The sequence below is a fragment of the Paramesorhizobium salinisoli genome, from assembly GCF_003335045.1.
Taxonomy (GTDB): Bacteria; Pseudomonadota; Alphaproteobacteria; order Rhizobiales; family Rhizobiaceae; genus Paramesorhizobium; species Paramesorhizobium salinisoli.
In genome coordinates, this window is the sequence record NZ_QOZG01000008.1 from 1 (window position 1) to 17,247 (window position 17,247).

A 17,247-nucleotide genomic window follows, 5' to 3' on the forward strand; every position below is an offset into this window, starting at 1 on the left:
CCGCGCGCCAACCAGGGCGATGTCGACATCACCAGGCAATTCAACGGCAAGATCATCACAGGCCGCGTCCTCATCACCGATCCCCTCCTGCCGGGCGATACAATCTATGTCCGCGAACGCCTGTTCTAGCGCTATCTCCTGAAGCTTTCGACAAAGAGCCTATTCAGATCGGCGATGACGACGCGCGCGCTATCTCCACGCAGAAGACCCCCGTTGAGGCGGTCGGAGCCGGCCTGTTGGAAAGCCATGTAGCCATCGTGGCGCGGGCGCAACCAAGCGCCTTCCAGCGTCTGGCGCGTGGCGGCGTAGAAATCGCTGGTCGCCTGGTTCACCGTTCCGTCCTGCCAAGCGGCAGCATGCCCCGGCTGACCGCCAGAGGCGGCATAGAGGCCTCGCTGCACATCCCCGCTGGCTACCCAGTAGGCAAAATCGATCGCCTCGTCCTGCATCTTCGAGAAAGCTGAAACGGCGATGCCGGTGCCGCCCAGGGCGGAGCCGATCGGCCCTGCATCGCCGGCCATCGGAATATCGGCGAAGCGGATCGTAGCGGGTCGAAACCCTGTGATGGCGTAATTCACGTAGCCATAGATCAAGGGCGAGCAGAGATAAGGCGAATCGGCCTGCGCCATTCTTTCGAGGGTAGCGATAGGATCCATCTCGAAGCAGTCGGGATCGACAAGCGCTGCAATCTCGCGAAGCATTTCGAACACGGCGCATCCCGCTTCAAGTCCGATCAGATCAGCCGGACCGTCGCTGGCGCAGGGGTGGCCGAGATTGCCGCTCAGGGTGAAGAAGCTCATCAGCGAATGGGGTGGGCGGAGAGGCAAGAGCACGCGGCCCTGCCGCGCCAGTTCCAACATCTCCTCCCACCGCACAGGCGCTTGCGGCAAGCGGTCCGGACGCCAGGCCTGGACTTGTGTCGCCGCATCGATGGGAAACGCCCATTGGCGACCCTGCCAATGATAGCTTGGAAAAGATTTTCCGACGCTTGCCAGCGCAAGCGCAGCGAAGTCACTTTCCCGGCCGGCGATGTCGAGCGGCGCCAGGCACCCTTCCCCGGTGATCTGGCCGACATGCGGATGATCGATGACGATCAGGTCGTAAGCTTTTGCCAATTCCTCCACGGGAAAGCTTTCAAAATCCTGCAGCGAACGCTTGTCCCATTCGATCGCGATGCCGGTCTTTTGCTGCCACAGGCCGGAACAGGCGACCATCGGATCATAGCCGCGCGGATGGCTCCAGGTCATTCCTTTCAGAGTGACGGGATTCATAGGCCGAATTCCTTGCGGATCGCTATGTTCTGCTCGCCGATTTTAGGCGCGGCGCGGGTAAAGCTCGGCCGCACGCCGTCGATCCGGAGGGGCGAGCGCGTGGTGTGGATCGTGACATCGTCATCACGTTTTACCGTTTGCAGCATATCGAGGACCCCAAAACCTTCGCTCTCGAGCAATTCGTTCCAGTCGAGCACCTTGGCACACCAGATATCCGCCGGCTCAAGAATGGCCAGCCATTCCTCAATCGTCTTCGTGGCGATGCGCGCTGCTATCTTCGCCTTTATATCGTCGCGCGCCGTGAACCAACTCGAAGGATCGTCGCGATAGGGCGCGAGCTCATCCATCTCCAGCAGATCGGCAAGCCTGGGAATCGGCGTCATGGCAATGGCCAGATAGCCATCGGCCGCTGGATAGACGCCATAAGGCGCCGAAAGATAGGCATGGGCGCTCCGGAAGCCTGCACGTTTCGGCAATCGCCTGCCATCGTTGAGATGGGTGGTCAGCACCTCGAACTGCAGATCGATCAGCGCTTCCAGCAAGCTCGTCTCGACATGGCCGCCCTTTCCGGTAATGCCGCGGCGGACGAGCGCGGCGAGAATGCCCTGCGCCGCCGCCGCACCAGCCAGCATGTCGCCGATGGCGAGGCCGAACGGCACCGGGCCCTGGTCCTCGTCGCCATTGAGCCACATCACGCCGGAGCGGGACTGCGCCAGCAGGTCCTGTCCCGGACGCTTCACCCACGGCCCCTCCTCGCCATAACCGCTGATCGATGCATAGACGAGGCGCGGATTGATGTTCCTGACCGTTTCATAGTCAAGGCCGAGGCGCTCGATGACGCCCGGCCGGAAATTCTGGATGAGAACATCGGCGCTTTCCAGGAGCTTGCGCAGCGCCGCCAGATCATCAGCGTTCTTCAGATCGATCGACAGGCTTTCCTTGGCCCGGTTGATGGCGTGGAAAATGGTGGAATCGTCACCGATCTCGGTGTCGCTCAAATAGAGCCGGCGCGAGAGATCGCCGCCGTCCGGCCGCTCGATCTTGATGACGCGCGCGCCCAGGTCCATCAGCCGCAGCGAGCAATAAGGGCCCGAAAGGAACTGGCTCATGTCGACAACGAGGAGCCCCGTCAGCGGCAGGTCGGTATCTCTGGTCATTTGTGTGGTCTTCTCCAGCCCAATCTTCTTTTGTGAATAATGTTTTCACATATGGGTTGCATTGGCAAGCCCTTGGGAAGGCAGGCGAACGGAAACCTGCGGCGTCCACCGCAGGCTGCGCGGCAACGCGTGATGGTACCGGAGAGAGCTAGAAAATTTTCTGACCGAAGAGGCTGCTCATCAGTTCGACGAGCAGATAGGCGCTCTTGCCGCGATCGTCCAGGAACGGATTGAGCTCGACGATATCGAGCGAGGTGACGAGGCCGCTATCGTAAAGCATTTCCATCACGACATGCGCCTCGCGATAGGTGCCGCCGCCGCGGACGGTGGTTCCGGTACCCGGTGCAATCTCGGGATCGAGAAAATCCGTGTCGAAGCTCAGATGCAGCAATCCGTCGGCCTGCCTGACCGTCTCGATGACGCGCTTCATCGCGGCAACGATGCCGTTCTCGTCGATGAAGCGCATGTCGAAGACATTGACGCCCGCCCTGGTCAGCTCGGCACGTTCGTCGGGATCGATCGACCTTAAGCCGCACATGAAGACGTTTTCGGGCGCAACGGCAGGCCGATCGTCCGGCAATATGCCTGAGAAGCCATCGACGCCGCAGAAGAAGGCCACCGACATGCCATGCATATTGCCGGAGGGCGAGGTGGCGGGCGTGTTGAAATCCGCGTGCGCGTCCATCCAGAGGACGAAGAGCTTGCGGCCCTGCTCCTCGGCATGGCGCACCGCACCGGCGACTGTTCCCATGGAAAGGCTGTGATCACCGCCGAGGAAGATCGGCATCTTGCCGTTCTTCAGGGTCTCGTAAGCGGCGCAATCGAGCGTTCGGGTCCAACCGCCGATCAGGGCGGCATTCCTGGCCAATCCCGGCAAGGTGAATCCGGAGAGATTTTCGGGTGCGAGATTTCCCCGGTCCTCCACCGTGTGGCCGAGCTTTTCCAGTGCTGGCCCTATGCCGGCAAGGCGCAGCGCCGCTGGTCCCATGGCGCAGCCAAGCCTTCCAGCGCCTTCCTCGACAGGTGCGCCCAGGAGAACGATGTTCTTACGGTCGATCTGGCTGATCATGGCTATTCCGTTGCGCGTTGCACCTGCATTTCTGCGAGCGTTCATCGCAGAAGCGGGGTCATCTTCCAATTGAAAATTCGTGTTGAGCGGACGACTTTAAGGGGTCAACGCCGGAGCCGGGCACACCGCCGCAGAGCTGGTTTTCGCGAGGAGTCCGAAAAGATCGCGCGGGTCGGCCGGATTGGCGATCAGGTCGATATCCCTGTAGAAGGGCGTGCCCTGCACCATATCGCGGACGAAGCGGAGGGCGGAGAAATCCTCAACCGCGAAGCCGACCGAATCGAAGAGCGTGATCTGCCTTGGAGAGACGCGGCCCGGCTTCTCGCCCGCGATCACCTCCCACAACTCCGTCACGGGATGGTCAGCATCGAGTTGCTGGATTTCGCCTTCTATCCGGGTCTGGTCCGGAAACTCGACAAAGATATCCGACCTCAGCAGAATGTCGCGATGCAATTCCGTCTTGCCAGGGCAATCGCCACCGACCGCGTTGATATGGACGCCGGCGCCGATCATGTTGTCGGAAAGGATGGTTGCGCGCCTCTTGTCGGCGGTGACAGTGGTGATGATATCAGCGCCGACCACCGCTTCTTCGGCGCTCTCGGCCTGCGTAATGCGAACGCCCGATTGCGCCATGTTGCGCAGGAATTTCGGATAGGCTTTCACATCGACATCGAAGACGCGAAGCTCGCTTATATCCAGGATGGCCTTGAAGGCCAGCCCCTGAAACTCGGCCTGCGCGCCGAGGCCGATCAGCGCCATCGTCTTCGCATCCGTGCGGGCGAGATATTTAGCCGCCATCGCGGAAGTCGCCGCCGTGCGCAGCGCCGTGGCGATGGTCATTTCGGAGATGAATTCAGGATAGCCGGTCGCAATATCGGCCAGCACGCCAAAGGCCGTCACGGTCTGCAATCCATGGATGGGATTTTGCGGATGGCCGTTGACGTATTTGAAGCCGTAGAGATCGTGGTCGGCGGTCGGCATCAGCTCGATAACGCCACTATCGGAATGCGAGGCGATGCGTGGCGTCTTGTCGAATTCGTTCCAGCGGGCAAAGTCCTGCTCGATATAGGCGACCAGTCGGCGAAAGAGGTCATCCAGGCCGATCGACCCTATGAGATCGATCACATGCTGTGTCCCGACAAACTGAACCATAACGCCCTGTCCCTCTTGGTTCGTAACTCCAGTCGAAGGATAGGGATCGCGGGTTTTAAAAAAAATCTCAAAAGCTTCTAAGTTCGGGCAGTTTTCTGGTAATCTTTGGTATCGATACTGCGCATATTTACAGAAGAGTTGACGATGGACGATCTCGATAGCCAACTCATAGCAGCGCTCAGGCATGACGGGCGGGCACCGCTTTCGAAGCTTGCCGATATTCTATCCGTCTCGCGCGGCACCGTGCAGAACAGGCTTGACCGGCTTGTCGCCAACGGCGTCATCCTCGGTTTTACCGTGCGCGTCAAGGACAATGCCGCCAGCGAGCGCATCAGGGCGATCATGATGATTGAAGTCGTTGGCCGCAACACGCGTCAAGCCGTTCAGAGCCTCAGGAAGATTCCTGAAATCCTCTCCCTTCATACGACCAATGGCGCCTGGGATCTCGTCGCAAAAATCGAGGTGACCAGCCTCATCGATTTCGACCGTGTGCTCAATTCGGTGCGGCTTATCGACGGCATCGCCCGATCGGAGACAAGCCTCCTGCTGGCTCCAGCCTGAAGCTTCAGACAGCCATGCGAGGCCCCCTTATCCGCCTTCGCTTCGCTCAGGCACCTTCTTCCCAAAGGGGGAGTAGAGGGCCCAGACGATGCCGTCCCGTCTCCTCTCCCCCTCGGAGAGTGTTGGCCGCGAAGCGGTCGGTGAGGGGGACGACGCCATATGCAATTGCCCTTCTCAATCGTACAGCTTGTTCATTTTTGCAAATCATTCGCAGTTGCAAGTTTTTCGAAAATGTATAACTTTACAATTGGGAATGAAATGCAATTGCAAAAATTGAACCTGCCTCGCCATTGAGGGGGGCAATGCATAGTTGGGAAAACCTGGATATGTTCTACCGCATCAGACACCACATACTCGCAGGCATCGTAGGAGCACTGGCCCTGGGCCTCCTGCCCGGCGTTTCGCAGGCAGAACCGAAATTCAAGGTGATCACCACCTTCACCGTCATCGCCGACATGGCGAGGAATGTCGCGGGCGATGCGGCCATCGTTGAATCGATCACCAAGCCCGGCGCGGAAATCCACAACTACCAGCCAACGCCGCGCGACATCCTCAAGGCGCAGGACGCCCAGCTTATCCTATGGAACGGGCTCAACCTGGAACGCTGGTTCGAGCGGTTCTTCCATAACCTCAAGGGGGTTCCGGGCGTCGTGGTCACAAAAGGCATTGAACCGATGGGCATCGCCGAAGGCCCCTATGCCGGAAAACCCAATCCCCATGCATGGATGTCGCCAAAAAATGCGCTGATCTATGTCGATAATATCCGCGACGCTTTCGCCAAATACGACCCTGCCAACGCCGCGACCTATGAGGCGAACGCCACGGCCTACAAGAAGAAGATCATGGATGCGATCGGGCCTATCCAGGCGAAGCTCGACGCCATTCCGCAGGACAAGCGCTGGCTGGTGACGAGCGAGGGTGCATTCAGCTATCTCGCCCGTGATTTCGGCCTGAAGGAACTCTATCTCTGGCCGATCAATGCCGACCAGCAGGGGACGCCGCAACAGGTACGAAGGGTGATCGACGCCGTGAGAGCCAACGGAATTTCCGTCGTCTTCAGCGAAAGCACCGTATCGCCGAAGCCCGCCCAGCAGGTGGCGCGCGAGACGGGCGCCAGATATGGCGGTGAACTCTATGTGGATTCGCTTAGCGAGCCCGATGGTCCGGTACCGACTTATATCGACCTGCTGCGCGTAACCTCCGACACAATTGCCAAGGGTCTTGCCGGATGAGCGACGAGGTAAAGCCCTTCGCCTCCCTGCATCCTGAGCCGGGCCTGTCCGTCAGGGATGTAACGGTCACCTATCGCAATGGTCATACCGCGCTCCATGACGCCAGTTTCGAGATTCCGGCGGGAACGATCAGCGCGCTGGTCGGCGTCAATGGCAGCGGAAAGTCGACGCTGTTCAAGGCGATCATGGGCTTTGTCCGTCCGTCGAAGGGGGCGATCTCCATTCTGGGCCAGCCGGCGGGACAGGCGCTGAAAAAGAATGTGGTGGCCTATGTGCCGCAGAATGAGGATGTCGACTGGAACTTTCCGGTTCTGGTCGAGGATGTCGTGATGATGGGCCGCTACGGCCATATGAACATGATGCGCATGGCGAAAGCACGCGATCATGAAGCGGTAGCAGCGGCGCTGGAGCGGGTCGGCATGACCGATTTTCGCACGCGGCAGATCGGCGAACTGTCGGGCGGCCAGAAAAAGCGCGTCTTCCTCGCACGCGCGCTGGCGCAGGACAGCCGTGTCATCCTGCTCGACGAGCCTTTCACCGGCGTCGACGTCAAGACGGAAGACGCGATTATCCAGTTGCTGCGGTCGCTGCGCGACGAGGGCCGGGTCATGCTGGTCTCAACGCATAATCTCGGCAGCGTGCCGGAATTCTGCGACCGGACGATCCTCATCAATCGGACTGTTCTGGCGTTTGGTCCGACAGCAGAGATATTCACGCAGGAAAATCTGGAAAAGACGTTCGGTGGCGTGCTCCGGCACTTCGTCCTCGGCCACCAGGAAGCAGGCGAGCCGCAAGGGTTCAATGTGATCACCGACGATGAGCGGCCGCTGGTGCTCTATGACGCCAAGCTCGCGGCGCGCGGGTCGCTCGGCCGCGGGAAAGAGCGGAAATGACAGCCCTTCTGCTCGAACCCTTTACTTACGAGTATATGGTCAATGCCATGTGGGTCAGCGCGCTTGTCGGTGGCGTCTGTGCCTTTCTCTCCGCCTATCTGATGCTCAAGGGCTGGTCGCTGATCGGCGATGCGCTTTCGCATTCCATCGTGCCCGGCGTTGCCGGGGCCTATATGCTCGGCCTGCCCTTTTCCATCGGCGCATTCTTCTCCGGCGCGCTCGCCGCCGGCGCCATGCTGTTTTTGAACCAGCGCACGCGGCTGAAGGAAGATGCGATCATCGGGCTCATTTTCACCTCCTTCTTCGGGCTTGGGCTGTTCATGATGTCGCTTTCGCCGGCCTCGGTGAACATCCAGACCATCATTCTCGGCAATATCCTTTCCATAACGCCCGAGGATACGCTGCAACTCGCCATCATCGGCTTCGTCTCGCTCGCCGTGCTCCTATTCAAATGGAAGGATCTAATGGTGACGTTCTTCGATGAAAACCATGCGCGTTCCATCGGCCTCAACCCGACGCTTCTGAAAATCGTCTTCTTTACGCTGCTTTCCGCCTGCACGGTTGCGGCCATGCAGACGGTCGGCGCTTTCCTGGTCATCGCCATGGTGGTAACGCCTGGTGCAACCGCCTATCTCCTGACCGACCGCTTCCCCAGGCTTCTGGTCATCAGCGTCGCAATCGGCGCCATCACAAGCTTTTCCGGGGCCTATTTCAGCTATTTCCTCGACGGGGCGACCGGCGGCATCATTGTCGTATTGCAGACACTGATCTTTCTCATCGCCTTCTTCCTCGCGCCCAAACACGGGATGCTCGCCGCCCGTCGCCGCGTGGCGAGTGCGCTGGAGGACGTCCGATGAGCCTTTTCGATATGCTGCTCCAGCCGTTCCAGTTCGAGTTCATGCGCTATGCGCTGGTGATTTCCGTGCTGGTCGCCATTCCGACGGCGCTCCTGTCCGGGTTTCTCGTGCTCAAGGGCTGGTCGCTGATGGGAGACGCCATTTCGCATGCCGTCTTTCCCGGCGTGGTGATTTCCTACATCGCCGGAATACCCTATGCTATCGGCGCGTTCGTGGCGGGCATGATCTGCGCGCTTGCCACCGGTTTCCTGAAGGAAAACAGCCGCATCAAGCAGGATACTGTGATGGGCGTGGTGTTTTCCGGCATGTTCGGCCTCGGCATCGTGCTCTATACCAAGATCCAGTCGGACGTGCATCTCGACCATATATTGTTCGGCGACATGCTCGGCGTCGGTCCGCGGGACATTCTCGAGACCGGCATCATTGCCGCAATCACATCCGGCATCATCGCGGTCAAATGGCGCGATCTGCTGCTGCACGCCTTCGATCCGGTGCAGGCAAAGGTCGTCGGCCTGCCAGTTGGGCTCCTGCATTATGGGCTGCTGGCGATCATCTCGCTGACCATCGTCGGCGCGTTGAAGGCAGTCGGCATCATCCTCGCCATCGCCATGCTGATCGCGCCCGGCGCCATCGCCTTCCTGCTGACGCGTGCGTTCGGCCCGATGCTCCTGCTTTCGGTGGTCATCGCCGTGCTTGCATCCTTCCTCGGCGTCTATCTTAGCTTCTTCATCGACAGCGCGCCTGCGCCGACCATCGTTCTCCTGATGACCATCGCCTTCATCGGAGCGTTCTTCTTTTCGACCAGAAAAGCCGCGCGGCAACAAATGCGGCAGATGCGAGAGGAAGAAAGCTCTTCTATCAGCTGAGCCGTGCGGATCGGGCCAATAGTGACTATATTGGTGCCGGAGCGGGGTTGGAAATTTGAAAGCAAGCGTCGGAGTGTTTGGAATCGCCGGTAGCAATAGAAAGGTGGACCAAGAGCAATTGAAGGATGAAAGCAATGAACCTTGTCGCCAATCTTGCACCTGTCACGTCCGCCGAGCGCGACCCTCGCTGGGCGGCGCTGGTCACCCGCGATCCGGCCTTTGACGGGAAATTCGTCTATTCCGTGAAGACCACCGGCGTCTATTGCCGGCCGGCATGTCCATCGCGCCTGGCCAAGCCGGAGAATATCGCGTTCCACGCCGATTGCGCGGAGGCCGAAAGAGCGGGCTTCCGCCCGTGCCTGCGCTGCCGCCCCAATGAAGCTTCGCTTGCCGAGCGCCATGCCGCTGTTATCGCCGATGCATGCCGCCGGATCGAAGCTTCGGAAGAGGTGCCGGCGCTGGATACGCTTGCAAGGGCGGCGGGCGTCAGCCCCTATCATTTCCACCGTCTGTTCAAATCGATCACCGGACTTACGCCCAAGGCCTATGGCGCCGCGCATCGCTCCCGCCGCGTCCGCGACCATCTCTCGGACGGCAAGGGAAGCGTCACCGAAGCCATCTACGATGCCGGCTTCGGTTCGAGCAGCCGTTTCTACGAGACGTCAAACAAGGTTCTCGGCATGACGCCAAGCGCGTTTCGGGCGGGCGGCGTGGAGGCCCAAATCAAATTCGCAGTCGGCGAATGTTCGCTCGGTGCGATATTGGTGGCGACAAGCGGCAAGGGCGTCTGCGCCATCTTTCTGGGCGACGATCCGGATGCGTTGGTGCGCGACCTGCAGGATCGGTTTCCAAAAGCCGATCTGATCGGTGGCGATGCCGAGTTCGAGGCACTGGTGTCGAAGGTGGTCGGCTTCGTCGAAGCGCCTGGCATAGGTCTCGACCTGCCGCTCGACCTGCGTGGCACTGCGTTCCAGGAGCGCGTCTGGCAAGCATTGCGCGATATCCCGGCCGGCGAGACGGTGAGCTATTCGCAGATCGCTGAGCGCATCGGCGCACCCCGGGCAGTCAGGGCCGTGGCCCAGGCCTGCGCCGCCAATGCACTCGCCGTAGCGATCCCCTGCCACCGCGTGGTGCGGAATGATGGCGGCCTTTCCGGCTATCGCTGGGGGGTGGAGCGCAAGCGGGCGCTGCTTCTGAAGGAAAGCCGGTCATAAGGTAGGCACACTCCCGCCGTCGTGGCGGGAGCGGATTGTTTCAAGCAGCCTTTATCAGCCGCGCAGGACGCCGCCGGTCTGCTTGCCGACATTTTCAACGATGCGCTTTGCAAGTCCGTCGAGATCCTCGTCGGTCAGCGTGCGCTCCTGCGGCTGGATCGCCACCTCGATGGCGATGGACTTCTTACCCTCGCCCAGCGCCGGACTCTCGAAGATATCGAAGACCTGCACAGCCGATATCAGCTTTTTGTCGGCAGTCCCCGCAGCGCGGATCACCGTTGCCGCCTCGACCGACTTCTCCACCACGAACGCGAAATCGCGCCGCACCGTCTGGAAGGCGGAGAGGCTGAGCGGCGGCTTGGTTCGCGTCGCCTTCTGCTTGGGTTCGGGGATCGCATCGACGAATATCTCGAAACCGCAGAGCGCACCGCCCACATCGAGCGTTTCCAGCGTCTTGGGATGGAACTCGCCAAAATGGCCGAGAACTACCTTCGGGCCGAGCTTGATCGTGCCGGAGCGGCCCGGATGATACCAGGATGGCGCGCCTGCCTCGATCTGCACCCGGTCAATCGGCGCGCCACAGGCCTCAAGTACCGCGAGCGCATCGGCCTTGGCATCGAACACGCCCACGACTCCCGCATTGCCGGCCCAATGGCGGCCCGCGCCATCGAGCTTCGCGGTGCCACGGCGCACGCCGCCCGCGACGCGGCGCTGTTTCTCCGGCGTGTCGCCCTCATAGGTGCCGGAGACTTCAAACAGCGCCAGATCCTGCACACCACGATCGGCATTCCTCTGCCCCGCCGCCAGCAGGCCGGGCAGAAGCGAGGGCCGCATGTCGGACATGTCAGCGGCGATGGGGTTGGCAAGCTTGAGCGCGGCCCCATGATTATGGCCACTGCCGAAGGCTTCCGCATGGGCGGCGGGGATGAACGAATATGTGACGGCCTCCATCATGCCCCGCGCGGCCAGCGCGCGCCGGGCGGCGCGGCTGCGGATTTGCAGCGTCGTCAGGATCTTGCCGTTGACCGCCACATGGCCCAACAAAGGCTGCGGCGTAATATTATCGACGCCGTGGATGCGCATCACCTCTTCGACCAGATCGGCCTTGCCGTCGACATCGGGCCGCCAGGACGGCACGGCGAAGTCCACGGTATCGCCATCGCCTTGCGGAGCGAAGCCGAGGCGCTTCAGGATATCCAGACTTTCGGCTTTCGCCACGTCGGTGCCGGTCAGGCGCTTCACTTCGGAAGTCGGGAAGGTGACCAGCTTGGGTTCGTGACCGGCATAGCCGACCACCTCGGTCTCAGTCGGCGTGCCGCCGCAGAGATCGAGCACCATCTGCGTCGCCAGTTCCAGCCCCGGAACCATGAATTCCGGATCGACGCCGCGCTCGAAGCGATAGCGCGCATCGGTGATGATGCCGAGTTCACGGCCGGTCCGGGCGATATTGCGCGGGTTCCAGAGCGCGGATTCGATCAGCACATCGGTGGTGTTTTCATCGCAGCCGGAGTGCTCCCCCCCCATGATACCGGCAATCGATTCGACCCCGTTATCATCCGCGATGACGCAGACCTGATCGTTGAGCTTGTATTCGCGCCCATCGAGCGCCAGCACCGTCTCGCCATCGCGCGCCCGGCGTACCACAAGATTGCCCTTGACCTTCGCCGCGTCGAAGACGTGCAGCGGACGGCCCCGGTCGAAGGTGATGTAATTGGTGATGTCCACCAGCGCGTTGATCGGGCGGAGGCCAATGGCCGTCAACCGCTGCTGCAGCCATTTCGGGCTCGGACCGTTCTTCACGCCCCGGACGAGACGCAAGCCGAAGCCCAGGCAGAGATCCGGTGCGTCGATCGTCAGCTTGACCGGCGCTTGCCCCGATCCCTTGACGGCGGCAACCGCGCCATCCTTCAGCTTGCCCAGACCCGCCGCCGCGAGATCGCGGGCGATGCCGTAGACGCTTGTGCAGTCCGGGCGGTTAGGCGTCAGATTGATCTCGATCACCGGATCGTCGAGCCCGGCATAGGCGGCAAAGCTTGTTCCCACCGGCGCGTCAGCCGGCAGGTCAATGATGCCATTGTGCTCGTCCGACATCTCAAGCTCACGCTCGGAGCACATCATGCCGTGGCTCTCGACGCCCCGGATCTTGCCCACGCCAAGCGTCACATGGAGGCCCGGCACATAGGTTCCGGGCGCCGCGAAAGCGCCGATCAGGCCCGCGCGGGCATTGGGTGCACCACAGACCACCTGAACGGGCTTGCCGTCGCCGGTATCCACGGAAAGCACCTGCAACTTGTCGGCATCGGGATGCCTTTCGGCCGTCAAGACGCGAGCGATCTTGAACGGCTTGAGCGCCGCTTTGTCATCGATGGATTCGACTTCCAGGCCGATTGCGGTCAGCGTCTCGACGATCTTGTCGAGCGGAGCGTCGGTATCGAGATGATCCTTGAGCCAGGAGAGTGTGAATTTCATGTGCCTTATCTCCTTGCGCGCTTATGCACTCAAACCGCCGAACAGCGTCGGCATGTCGAGTGGGCGGAAACCGTAATGCTGAAGCCAGCGGACATCGGCGTCGAAGAAGGCGCGCAGGTCCGGCATGCCGTATTTCAGCATGGCGATGCGGTCGATGCCCATGCCCCAGGCGAAGCCCTGATACTCGTCGGGATCGAGGCCGCAAAAGCGCAGCACATTGGGATGCACCATGCCGCAGCCGAGGATCTCCATCCAGTCGTCGCCCTCGCCGAACCTGACCTCGGTTCCCGAGCGGTCACACTGGATATCGACCTCCATCGACGGTTCGGTGAAGGGGAAGAAGGACGGGCGGAAGCGCATCTTCAGCGAAGGCACTTCGAAGAAGGCCTTGCAGAACTCCTCCAGCACCCATTTCATGTTGGCCACATTGGCCGCCTTATCGATCACCAGTCCCTCGACCTGATGGAACATCGGCGAATGGGTGGCGTCGGAATCCATGCGATAGGTCTTGCCGGGGATAACGATGCGGATCGGCGGCTTCTGCGCCTCCATCGTATGGATCTGCACCGGCGAGGTATGGGTGCGCAGCAGCTTGCGCTCGCCCTTCTCGTCCGGATTGAAGAAGAAGGTGTCGTGCATTTCGCGCGCGGGATGGCCTTCGGGGAAGTTAAGCGCGGTGAAATTATAATAGTCCGTCTCGATATCCGGGCCTTCGGCGATGGCGAAGCCCATATCGGCGAAGATCGCCGTGATCTCATCGATGACCTGGCTGATCGGATGGATGCGGCCGCGCTCCGCCGGCGAGGCGCGCACCGGTAGCGTGACGTCGAGTTTTTCCGTTTCGAGGCGCGCGGTGATCGCGGCGTCGCGCAGTTGCGCCTTGCGGCTCGCCAGCGCCTCGGTGACTCTGGTTTTCAGCCCGTTGATGGCCGGGCCGTGCGTCTGGCGTTCTTCCGGCGACATGCTGCCGAGCGATTTAAGTTTCTCCGAAATCGAGCCCTTCTTACCAAGCGCCGCGATCCGGACGGCCTCGATGGCCTGCTCATCGGAGGCGGCGGCAATCTCGGCCAGCAGGGACTGTTCCAGTTCAGCGATGTCGGACATGGGCAAAGTTCCGTGAGTTTAGCAGGTAAGAACGCGAAAAACCCGCGCAGGCCGAAGCCAGCGCGGGTTTCCCAAACAGTATAATTCAAGCTTTGGGAGAGGCGGCTGGCTTAGTGAACAGCGCCTTCAAAAGCGTTCGGCGTGGTGTCTTTCAGATATTCGAGCGCCTTCTTGGCCGAAACGACCAGCGCGCCGAATGCTTCCGGCTCGTGGATCGCCAGGTCCGACAGAACCTTGCGGTCGACCTCGATGCCGGTCTTGGAAAGACCATCGATGAAACGGCCATAGGTCAGGCCATGCTCACGAACAGCAGCGTTGATGCGCTGGATCCACAGGGCGCGGAAGGAGCGCTTGCGATTCTTGCGGTCGCGATAGGCATATTGCTTCGAACGATCGACAGCAGCCTTTGCGGCGCGGATGGTATTCTTGCGGCGGCCACGGAAACCCTCGGCCTGCTTGAGAACCTTCTTGTGCTTGGCATGGGACGTTACGCCCCGTTTTACGCGTGCCATGATATGATCTCCTTAGAATCTAGGTTCGGCTCAAAGGCCGTTTGGCAGGAACTTCTTCACGATCTTGGCATCGGGTTCTGCGAGAACCATCGTGCCGCGTGCGTCGCGAATGAACTTGTTCGAGCGCTTGATCATGCCATGGCGTTTGCCAGCGGCAGCAGCCTTGATTTTGCCGGTGGCGGTGATCTTGAACCGCTTCTTGGCAGCGGACTTGGTCTTCATCTTGGGCATTTTGCTACTCCTTATTTTACGACCCCCCTCGTGCCTTCGGCACTCGACGCCTCTTGTTATGGCGTTTTCCAGCGGCTTACCGCAGAGAAGGATCAAATTTTACTTTCAGGCCGACCAAAGCCCGAAAAGCATTAAAAACCGCCACGGCATGCCCTGCCGGGCGGTTCGAACGCGGCCTTATAGGCATGAATGCCGAAAAACGCAAGCGAGGAATCGTTATCTTTAGCCTGCGGTCAGTACAATCTGAACAGCACTGGCAGCACATGGGCCCCTTGCAGATATTCGACGAATTCGAAGAAGGGATAAGCGACGAAGAAAACAAGGCCATCGGTCAGGGTGCGATAAACCCTTTCCGGCCGGACCGTAAGCTCTGCGCTGTCGCGGAAGAGCGAAAAACGCGGGAAGAACCGCGGCACTTCAGCCAGATAGGCGCGATAGGGCTCGCCGAACGCCTTCTTCAGGTAGTTTTCCTCGGCAATGATGACGACATGGAACGCGAGATAGCAAAGAACGGCGAAGCCAAGCGCAATGACGAGACTGCCTGTCAGCGCCCCTATGCCCGCCGCGCCCAGGGTGCTGAAGACATAAAGCGGGTTACGGCTGACCGAATAAGGACCGTCCCGGACGATTTCCGCGCTCTTGCGCCCGCCGATATAGAGCGTGCACCACATGCGTCCGACGATGGCGAGGACGATGAAGCTCAATCCCACCGCCTCGATATATTCATGGATATCATATTCAGGGATATCCATAATGTCGTTGTCGCCCCAGGCGGAGCCGACGAACAACAGTGCCAGCAGCAGCAACAGGATAATCAGCGCGACGACGATGCGTCGGCGCTTCTGGAAACGACCCATGTCGCTCAACGTCTGCATTGCTCGAAATCCCCGCCGAGAAAATTGATTGTGGCCGCCTCCCTTGGCGCACTTCATGGGCAATTTGTGGCGAAAACCGGCAAATCCCGCGCGGGCCGCAAAAAAGCCGCCAGGAGGCGGCTTTCTTTCATCCTTGCCAGAAGCCCTATCGCGGAGCGAGCACCATCATCATCTGACGGCCCTCGAGGCGCGGCTCAGCCTCGACCTTGGCGATTTCGGCAGTGTCTTCCTTGACACGCTCCAGGAGCTTCATGCCGAGTTCCTGGTGGGCCATTTCGCGGCCACGGAAACGCAGCGTGATCTTGACCTTGTCGCCTTCCTCGAAGAAACGGCCGACCGCCTTCATCTTCACCTCATAATCATGGGTGTCGATATTCGGCCGCATCTTGATTTCCTTGATCTCGACCGTCTTCTGCTTCTTGCGCGCTTCGGCAGCTTTTTTCTGGTTCTGGTATTTCAGCTTGCCGAGATCGACGATCTTGCACACCGGAGGCTCGGCGTTCGGCACGATCTCGACGAGATCAAGCCCCGCCTCCTCGGCAAGCGCTATCGCTTCCTGTATGGACACGTTGCCGTGGTTCTGACCTTCGGCGTCGATAAGCTGAACCCGGGGAACCCGGATATCTCGGTTGGAGCGCGGTCCGTCTTTCTGAACCGGCGCCGCTCTGAAGGGTCGGCGAATGGTCGTTATCTCCTGAATTGTTTCACTTGGTATTCAATTCCCACAGGTCATGCCTGACAAAATGGGCTCTCGCCGGCAATGTCGCCAAGCGGGCGCGGATGTCAATAGCATCTTTCAGGCGAGAAATCACCCCTACGGGCAAAACCTGTCATTTGCCCGCCAGAAGCCGGAATATTGGCCATATCAGCGGCTATTTCAAGCCCATTGCACGCCCATTCCACGCGGCCATGCCTCGTGAGGGTTTTCAAGTCGACCGATTGCGTGGCACAAGCTTGGCCGATGGGCGGATAATGCATGTGGAGATGGCGAATGAACGCTGATGCACCAGATTTTTTCGATGTGGACGGGGTTGGGATTGCCGTGCAGCATCGTCCGGGCACGAAGCCGCCCGGCATCGTCTGGCTCGGCGGCTACCGGTCCGACATGATGGGCAGCAAAGCCGTGCATCTTGACCAATGGGCGGCAGAGACTGGCCATGCCTGCCTCCGGCATGATTATTCCGGTCATGGCCAATCCGGCGGCGATTTCAACGATGGCACCATCTCGCGCTGGCTTGAGCAAAGCCTCGCCGTCTATCGCCATTTTGCCTCGGGTCCGCAGATCCTGGTCGGCTCATCCATGGGCGCATGGATCGCGCTGCGCATGGCGCAGGAACTTGGCCGTTCCGGCGATTCGCCCGCCGGCATCGTCCTGATCGCGCCGGCGCCGGATTTCACCGCCGCGCTGGTCGAGCCGCACATGACCGATGAACAACGGCGCGACCTCGTCGATAAGGGCTATTTCGAGAAGCCGTCCGATTATTCGCCCAACCCATACATCTATACGCGCGGGCTGATCGAGGACGGCCGCGCAAATCTGGTGCTGAAGGGCATTATCGAGACCGGCTGCCCCGTGCATATTTTGCAGGGCATGGAAGATGCCGATGTGCCCTACCGTCATGCGCTGGCGCTCGTCGAGCACCTGCCGATGGACGATGTGACGCTGACGCTGGTGCGCGACGGCGACCATCGCCTGTCGCGGCCGCAGGATCTCGAACTTCTCACCCTTACCGTTTCGGCGCTCGCCGAGCGCATCGCCGCATCACACTTCGGAAACTGACATC

The 17,247-nt window shown here is 60.5% G+C and carries 17 protein-coding genes and 1 pseudogene; 8 read left to right on the forward strand and 10 right to left on the reverse strand.

Going from position 1 to position 17,247, the window contains the following annotated elements; genetic code table 11:
* A pseudogene (locus tag DUT91_RS17905) lies at positions 1-129 on the forward strand (polysaccharide export protein); the annotation flags it as partial.
* A 2-nt stretch (positions 130-131) separates the two neighbouring features.
* Here the strand turns inward: DUT91_RS17905 and DUT91_RS17910 are convergent.
* The 4 genes from DUT91_RS17910 to DUT91_RS17925 form a co-directional block, all read right to left on the reverse strand.
* Positions 132-1,271 carry an ABC transporter substrate-binding protein gene (locus DUT91_RS17910; RefSeq protein ID WP_114441879.1) on the reverse strand — a complete coding sequence of 380 codons (1,140 nt, stop codon included), beginning with the start codon at positions 1,269-1,271 and terminating at the stop codon, positions 132-134.
* Complete coding sequence (locus tag DUT91_RS17915) at positions 1,268-2,428, reverse strand: CaiB/BaiF CoA transferase family protein (protein ID WP_114441880.1); 1,161 nt, start codon at positions 2,426-2,428, stop codon at positions 1,268-1,270. The genes DUT91_RS17910 and DUT91_RS17915 overlap by 4 nt, the downstream gene beginning before the upstream one ends.
* Before the next feature lie 148 nt (positions 2,429-2,576).
* Complete coding sequence (gene rocF, locus DUT91_RS17920) at positions 2,577-3,497, reverse strand: arginase (protein ID WP_114441881.1); 921 nt, start codon at positions 3,495-3,497, stop codon at positions 2,577-2,579.
* Between the two features lie 96 nt (positions 3,498-3,593).
* Positions 3,594-4,649 (reverse strand): ornithine cyclodeaminase, encoded by a 1,056-nt coding sequence (locus DUT91_RS17925; protein ID WP_114441882.1) that lies wholly within the window; start codon positions 4,647-4,649, stop codon positions 3,594-3,596.
* Between the two features lie 144 nt (positions 4,650-4,793).
* On the opposite strand from DUT91_RS17925, the gene DUT91_RS17930 reads away from it, so the two are divergent.
* The 6 genes from DUT91_RS17930 to ada all read left to right on the forward strand — a co-directional run bounded on the left by DUT91_RS17930 (position 4,794) and on the right by ada (position 10,272).
* Complete coding sequence (locus DUT91_RS17930; RefSeq protein WP_114441883.1) at positions 4,794-5,210, forward strand: Lrp/AsnC family transcriptional regulator; 417 nt, start codon at positions 4,794-4,796, stop codon at positions 5,208-5,210.
* A 326-nt stretch (positions 5,211-5,536) separates the two neighbouring features.
* Positions 5,537-6,442, forward strand: a complete 906-nt coding sequence (locus DUT91_RS17935; RefSeq protein ID WP_114441884.1) for a metal ABC transporter substrate-binding protein — start codon at positions 5,537-5,539, stop codon at positions 6,440-6,442.
* Positions 6,439-7,335: a manganese/iron ABC transporter ATP-binding protein gene (locus DUT91_RS17940; protein ID WP_114441885.1), complete on the forward strand. Its 897-nt coding sequence runs from the start codon at positions 6,439-6,441 to the stop codon at positions 7,333-7,335. Before DUT91_RS17935 ends, DUT91_RS17940 begins: the two co-directional genes overlap by 4 nt.
* Positions 7,332-8,192 (forward strand): metal ABC transporter permease, encoded by an 861-nt coding sequence (locus DUT91_RS17945; protein WP_114441886.1) that lies wholly within the window; start codon positions 7,332-7,334, stop codon positions 8,190-8,192. The genes DUT91_RS17940 and DUT91_RS17945 overlap by 4 nt, the downstream gene beginning before the upstream one ends.
* The gene (locus DUT91_RS17950) at positions 8,189-9,058 is read left to right on the forward strand and encodes a metal ABC transporter permease (protein ID WP_114441887.1); all 870 of its coding nucleotides are present in this window, start codon (positions 8,189-8,191) and stop codon (positions 9,056-9,058) included. Before DUT91_RS17945 ends, DUT91_RS17950 begins: the two co-directional genes overlap by 4 nt.
* A gap of 134 nt (positions 9,059-9,192) precedes the next feature.
* Positions 9,193-10,272, forward strand: a complete 1,080-nt coding sequence (gene ada / locus DUT91_RS17955) for a bifunctional DNA-binding transcriptional regulator/O6-methylguanine-DNA methyltransferase Ada (protein WP_200835012.1) — start codon at positions 9,193-9,195, stop codon at positions 10,270-10,272.
* 54 nt (positions 10,273-10,326) lie between these two features.
* Here ada and pheT read toward each other — a convergent pair whose 3' ends face one another.
* From pheT to infC, 6 genes are all read right to left on the reverse strand, one after another.
* The gene (gene pheT, locus DUT91_RS17960) at positions 10,327-12,741 is read right to left on the reverse strand and encodes a phenylalanine--tRNA ligase subunit beta (RefSeq protein WP_114441889.1); all 2,415 of its coding nucleotides are present in this window, start codon (positions 12,739-12,741) and stop codon (positions 10,327-10,329) included.
* A gap of 21 nt (positions 12,742-12,762) precedes the next feature.
* Positions 12,763-13,845 carry a phenylalanine--tRNA ligase subunit alpha gene (gene pheS / locus DUT91_RS17965; protein WP_114441890.1) on the reverse strand — a complete coding sequence of 361 codons (1,083 nt, stop codon included), beginning with the start codon at positions 13,843-13,845 and terminating at the stop codon, positions 12,763-12,765.
* Positions 13,846-13,955: 110 nt separating this feature from the next.
* Complete coding sequence (gene rplT, locus DUT91_RS17970) at positions 13,956-14,357, reverse strand: 50S ribosomal protein L20 (RefSeq protein ID WP_114441891.1); 402 nt, start codon at positions 14,355-14,357, stop codon at positions 13,956-13,958.
* Positions 14,358-14,387: 30 nt separating this feature from the next.
* Positions 14,388-14,588, reverse strand: coding sequence for a 50S ribosomal protein L35 (gene rpmI / locus DUT91_RS17975; RefSeq protein ID WP_114441892.1), 201 nt, complete (start codon positions 14,586-14,588; stop codon positions 14,388-14,390).
* Positions 14,589-14,821: 233 nt separating this feature from the next.
* Complete coding sequence (locus DUT91_RS17980) at positions 14,822-15,463, reverse strand: methyltransferase family protein (RefSeq protein ID WP_114441893.1); 642 nt, start codon at positions 15,461-15,463, stop codon at positions 14,822-14,824.
* Between the two features lie 145 nt (positions 15,464-15,608).
* Entirely contained in the window at positions 15,609-16,145 is a 537-nt protein-coding gene (gene infC / locus DUT91_RS17985) for a translation initiation factor IF-3 (RefSeq protein ID WP_114441894.1), read from the reverse strand.
* Positions 16,146-16,454: 309 nt separating this feature from the next.
* Here infC and DUT91_RS17990 point away from each other — a divergent pair, with 309 nt between their 5' ends.
* Positions 16,455-17,243: an alpha/beta hydrolase gene (locus DUT91_RS17990; protein ID WP_114441895.1), complete on the forward strand. Its 789-nt coding sequence runs from the start codon at positions 16,455-16,457 to the stop codon at positions 17,241-17,243.
* Positions 17,244-17,247: the final 4 nt, after the last annotated feature.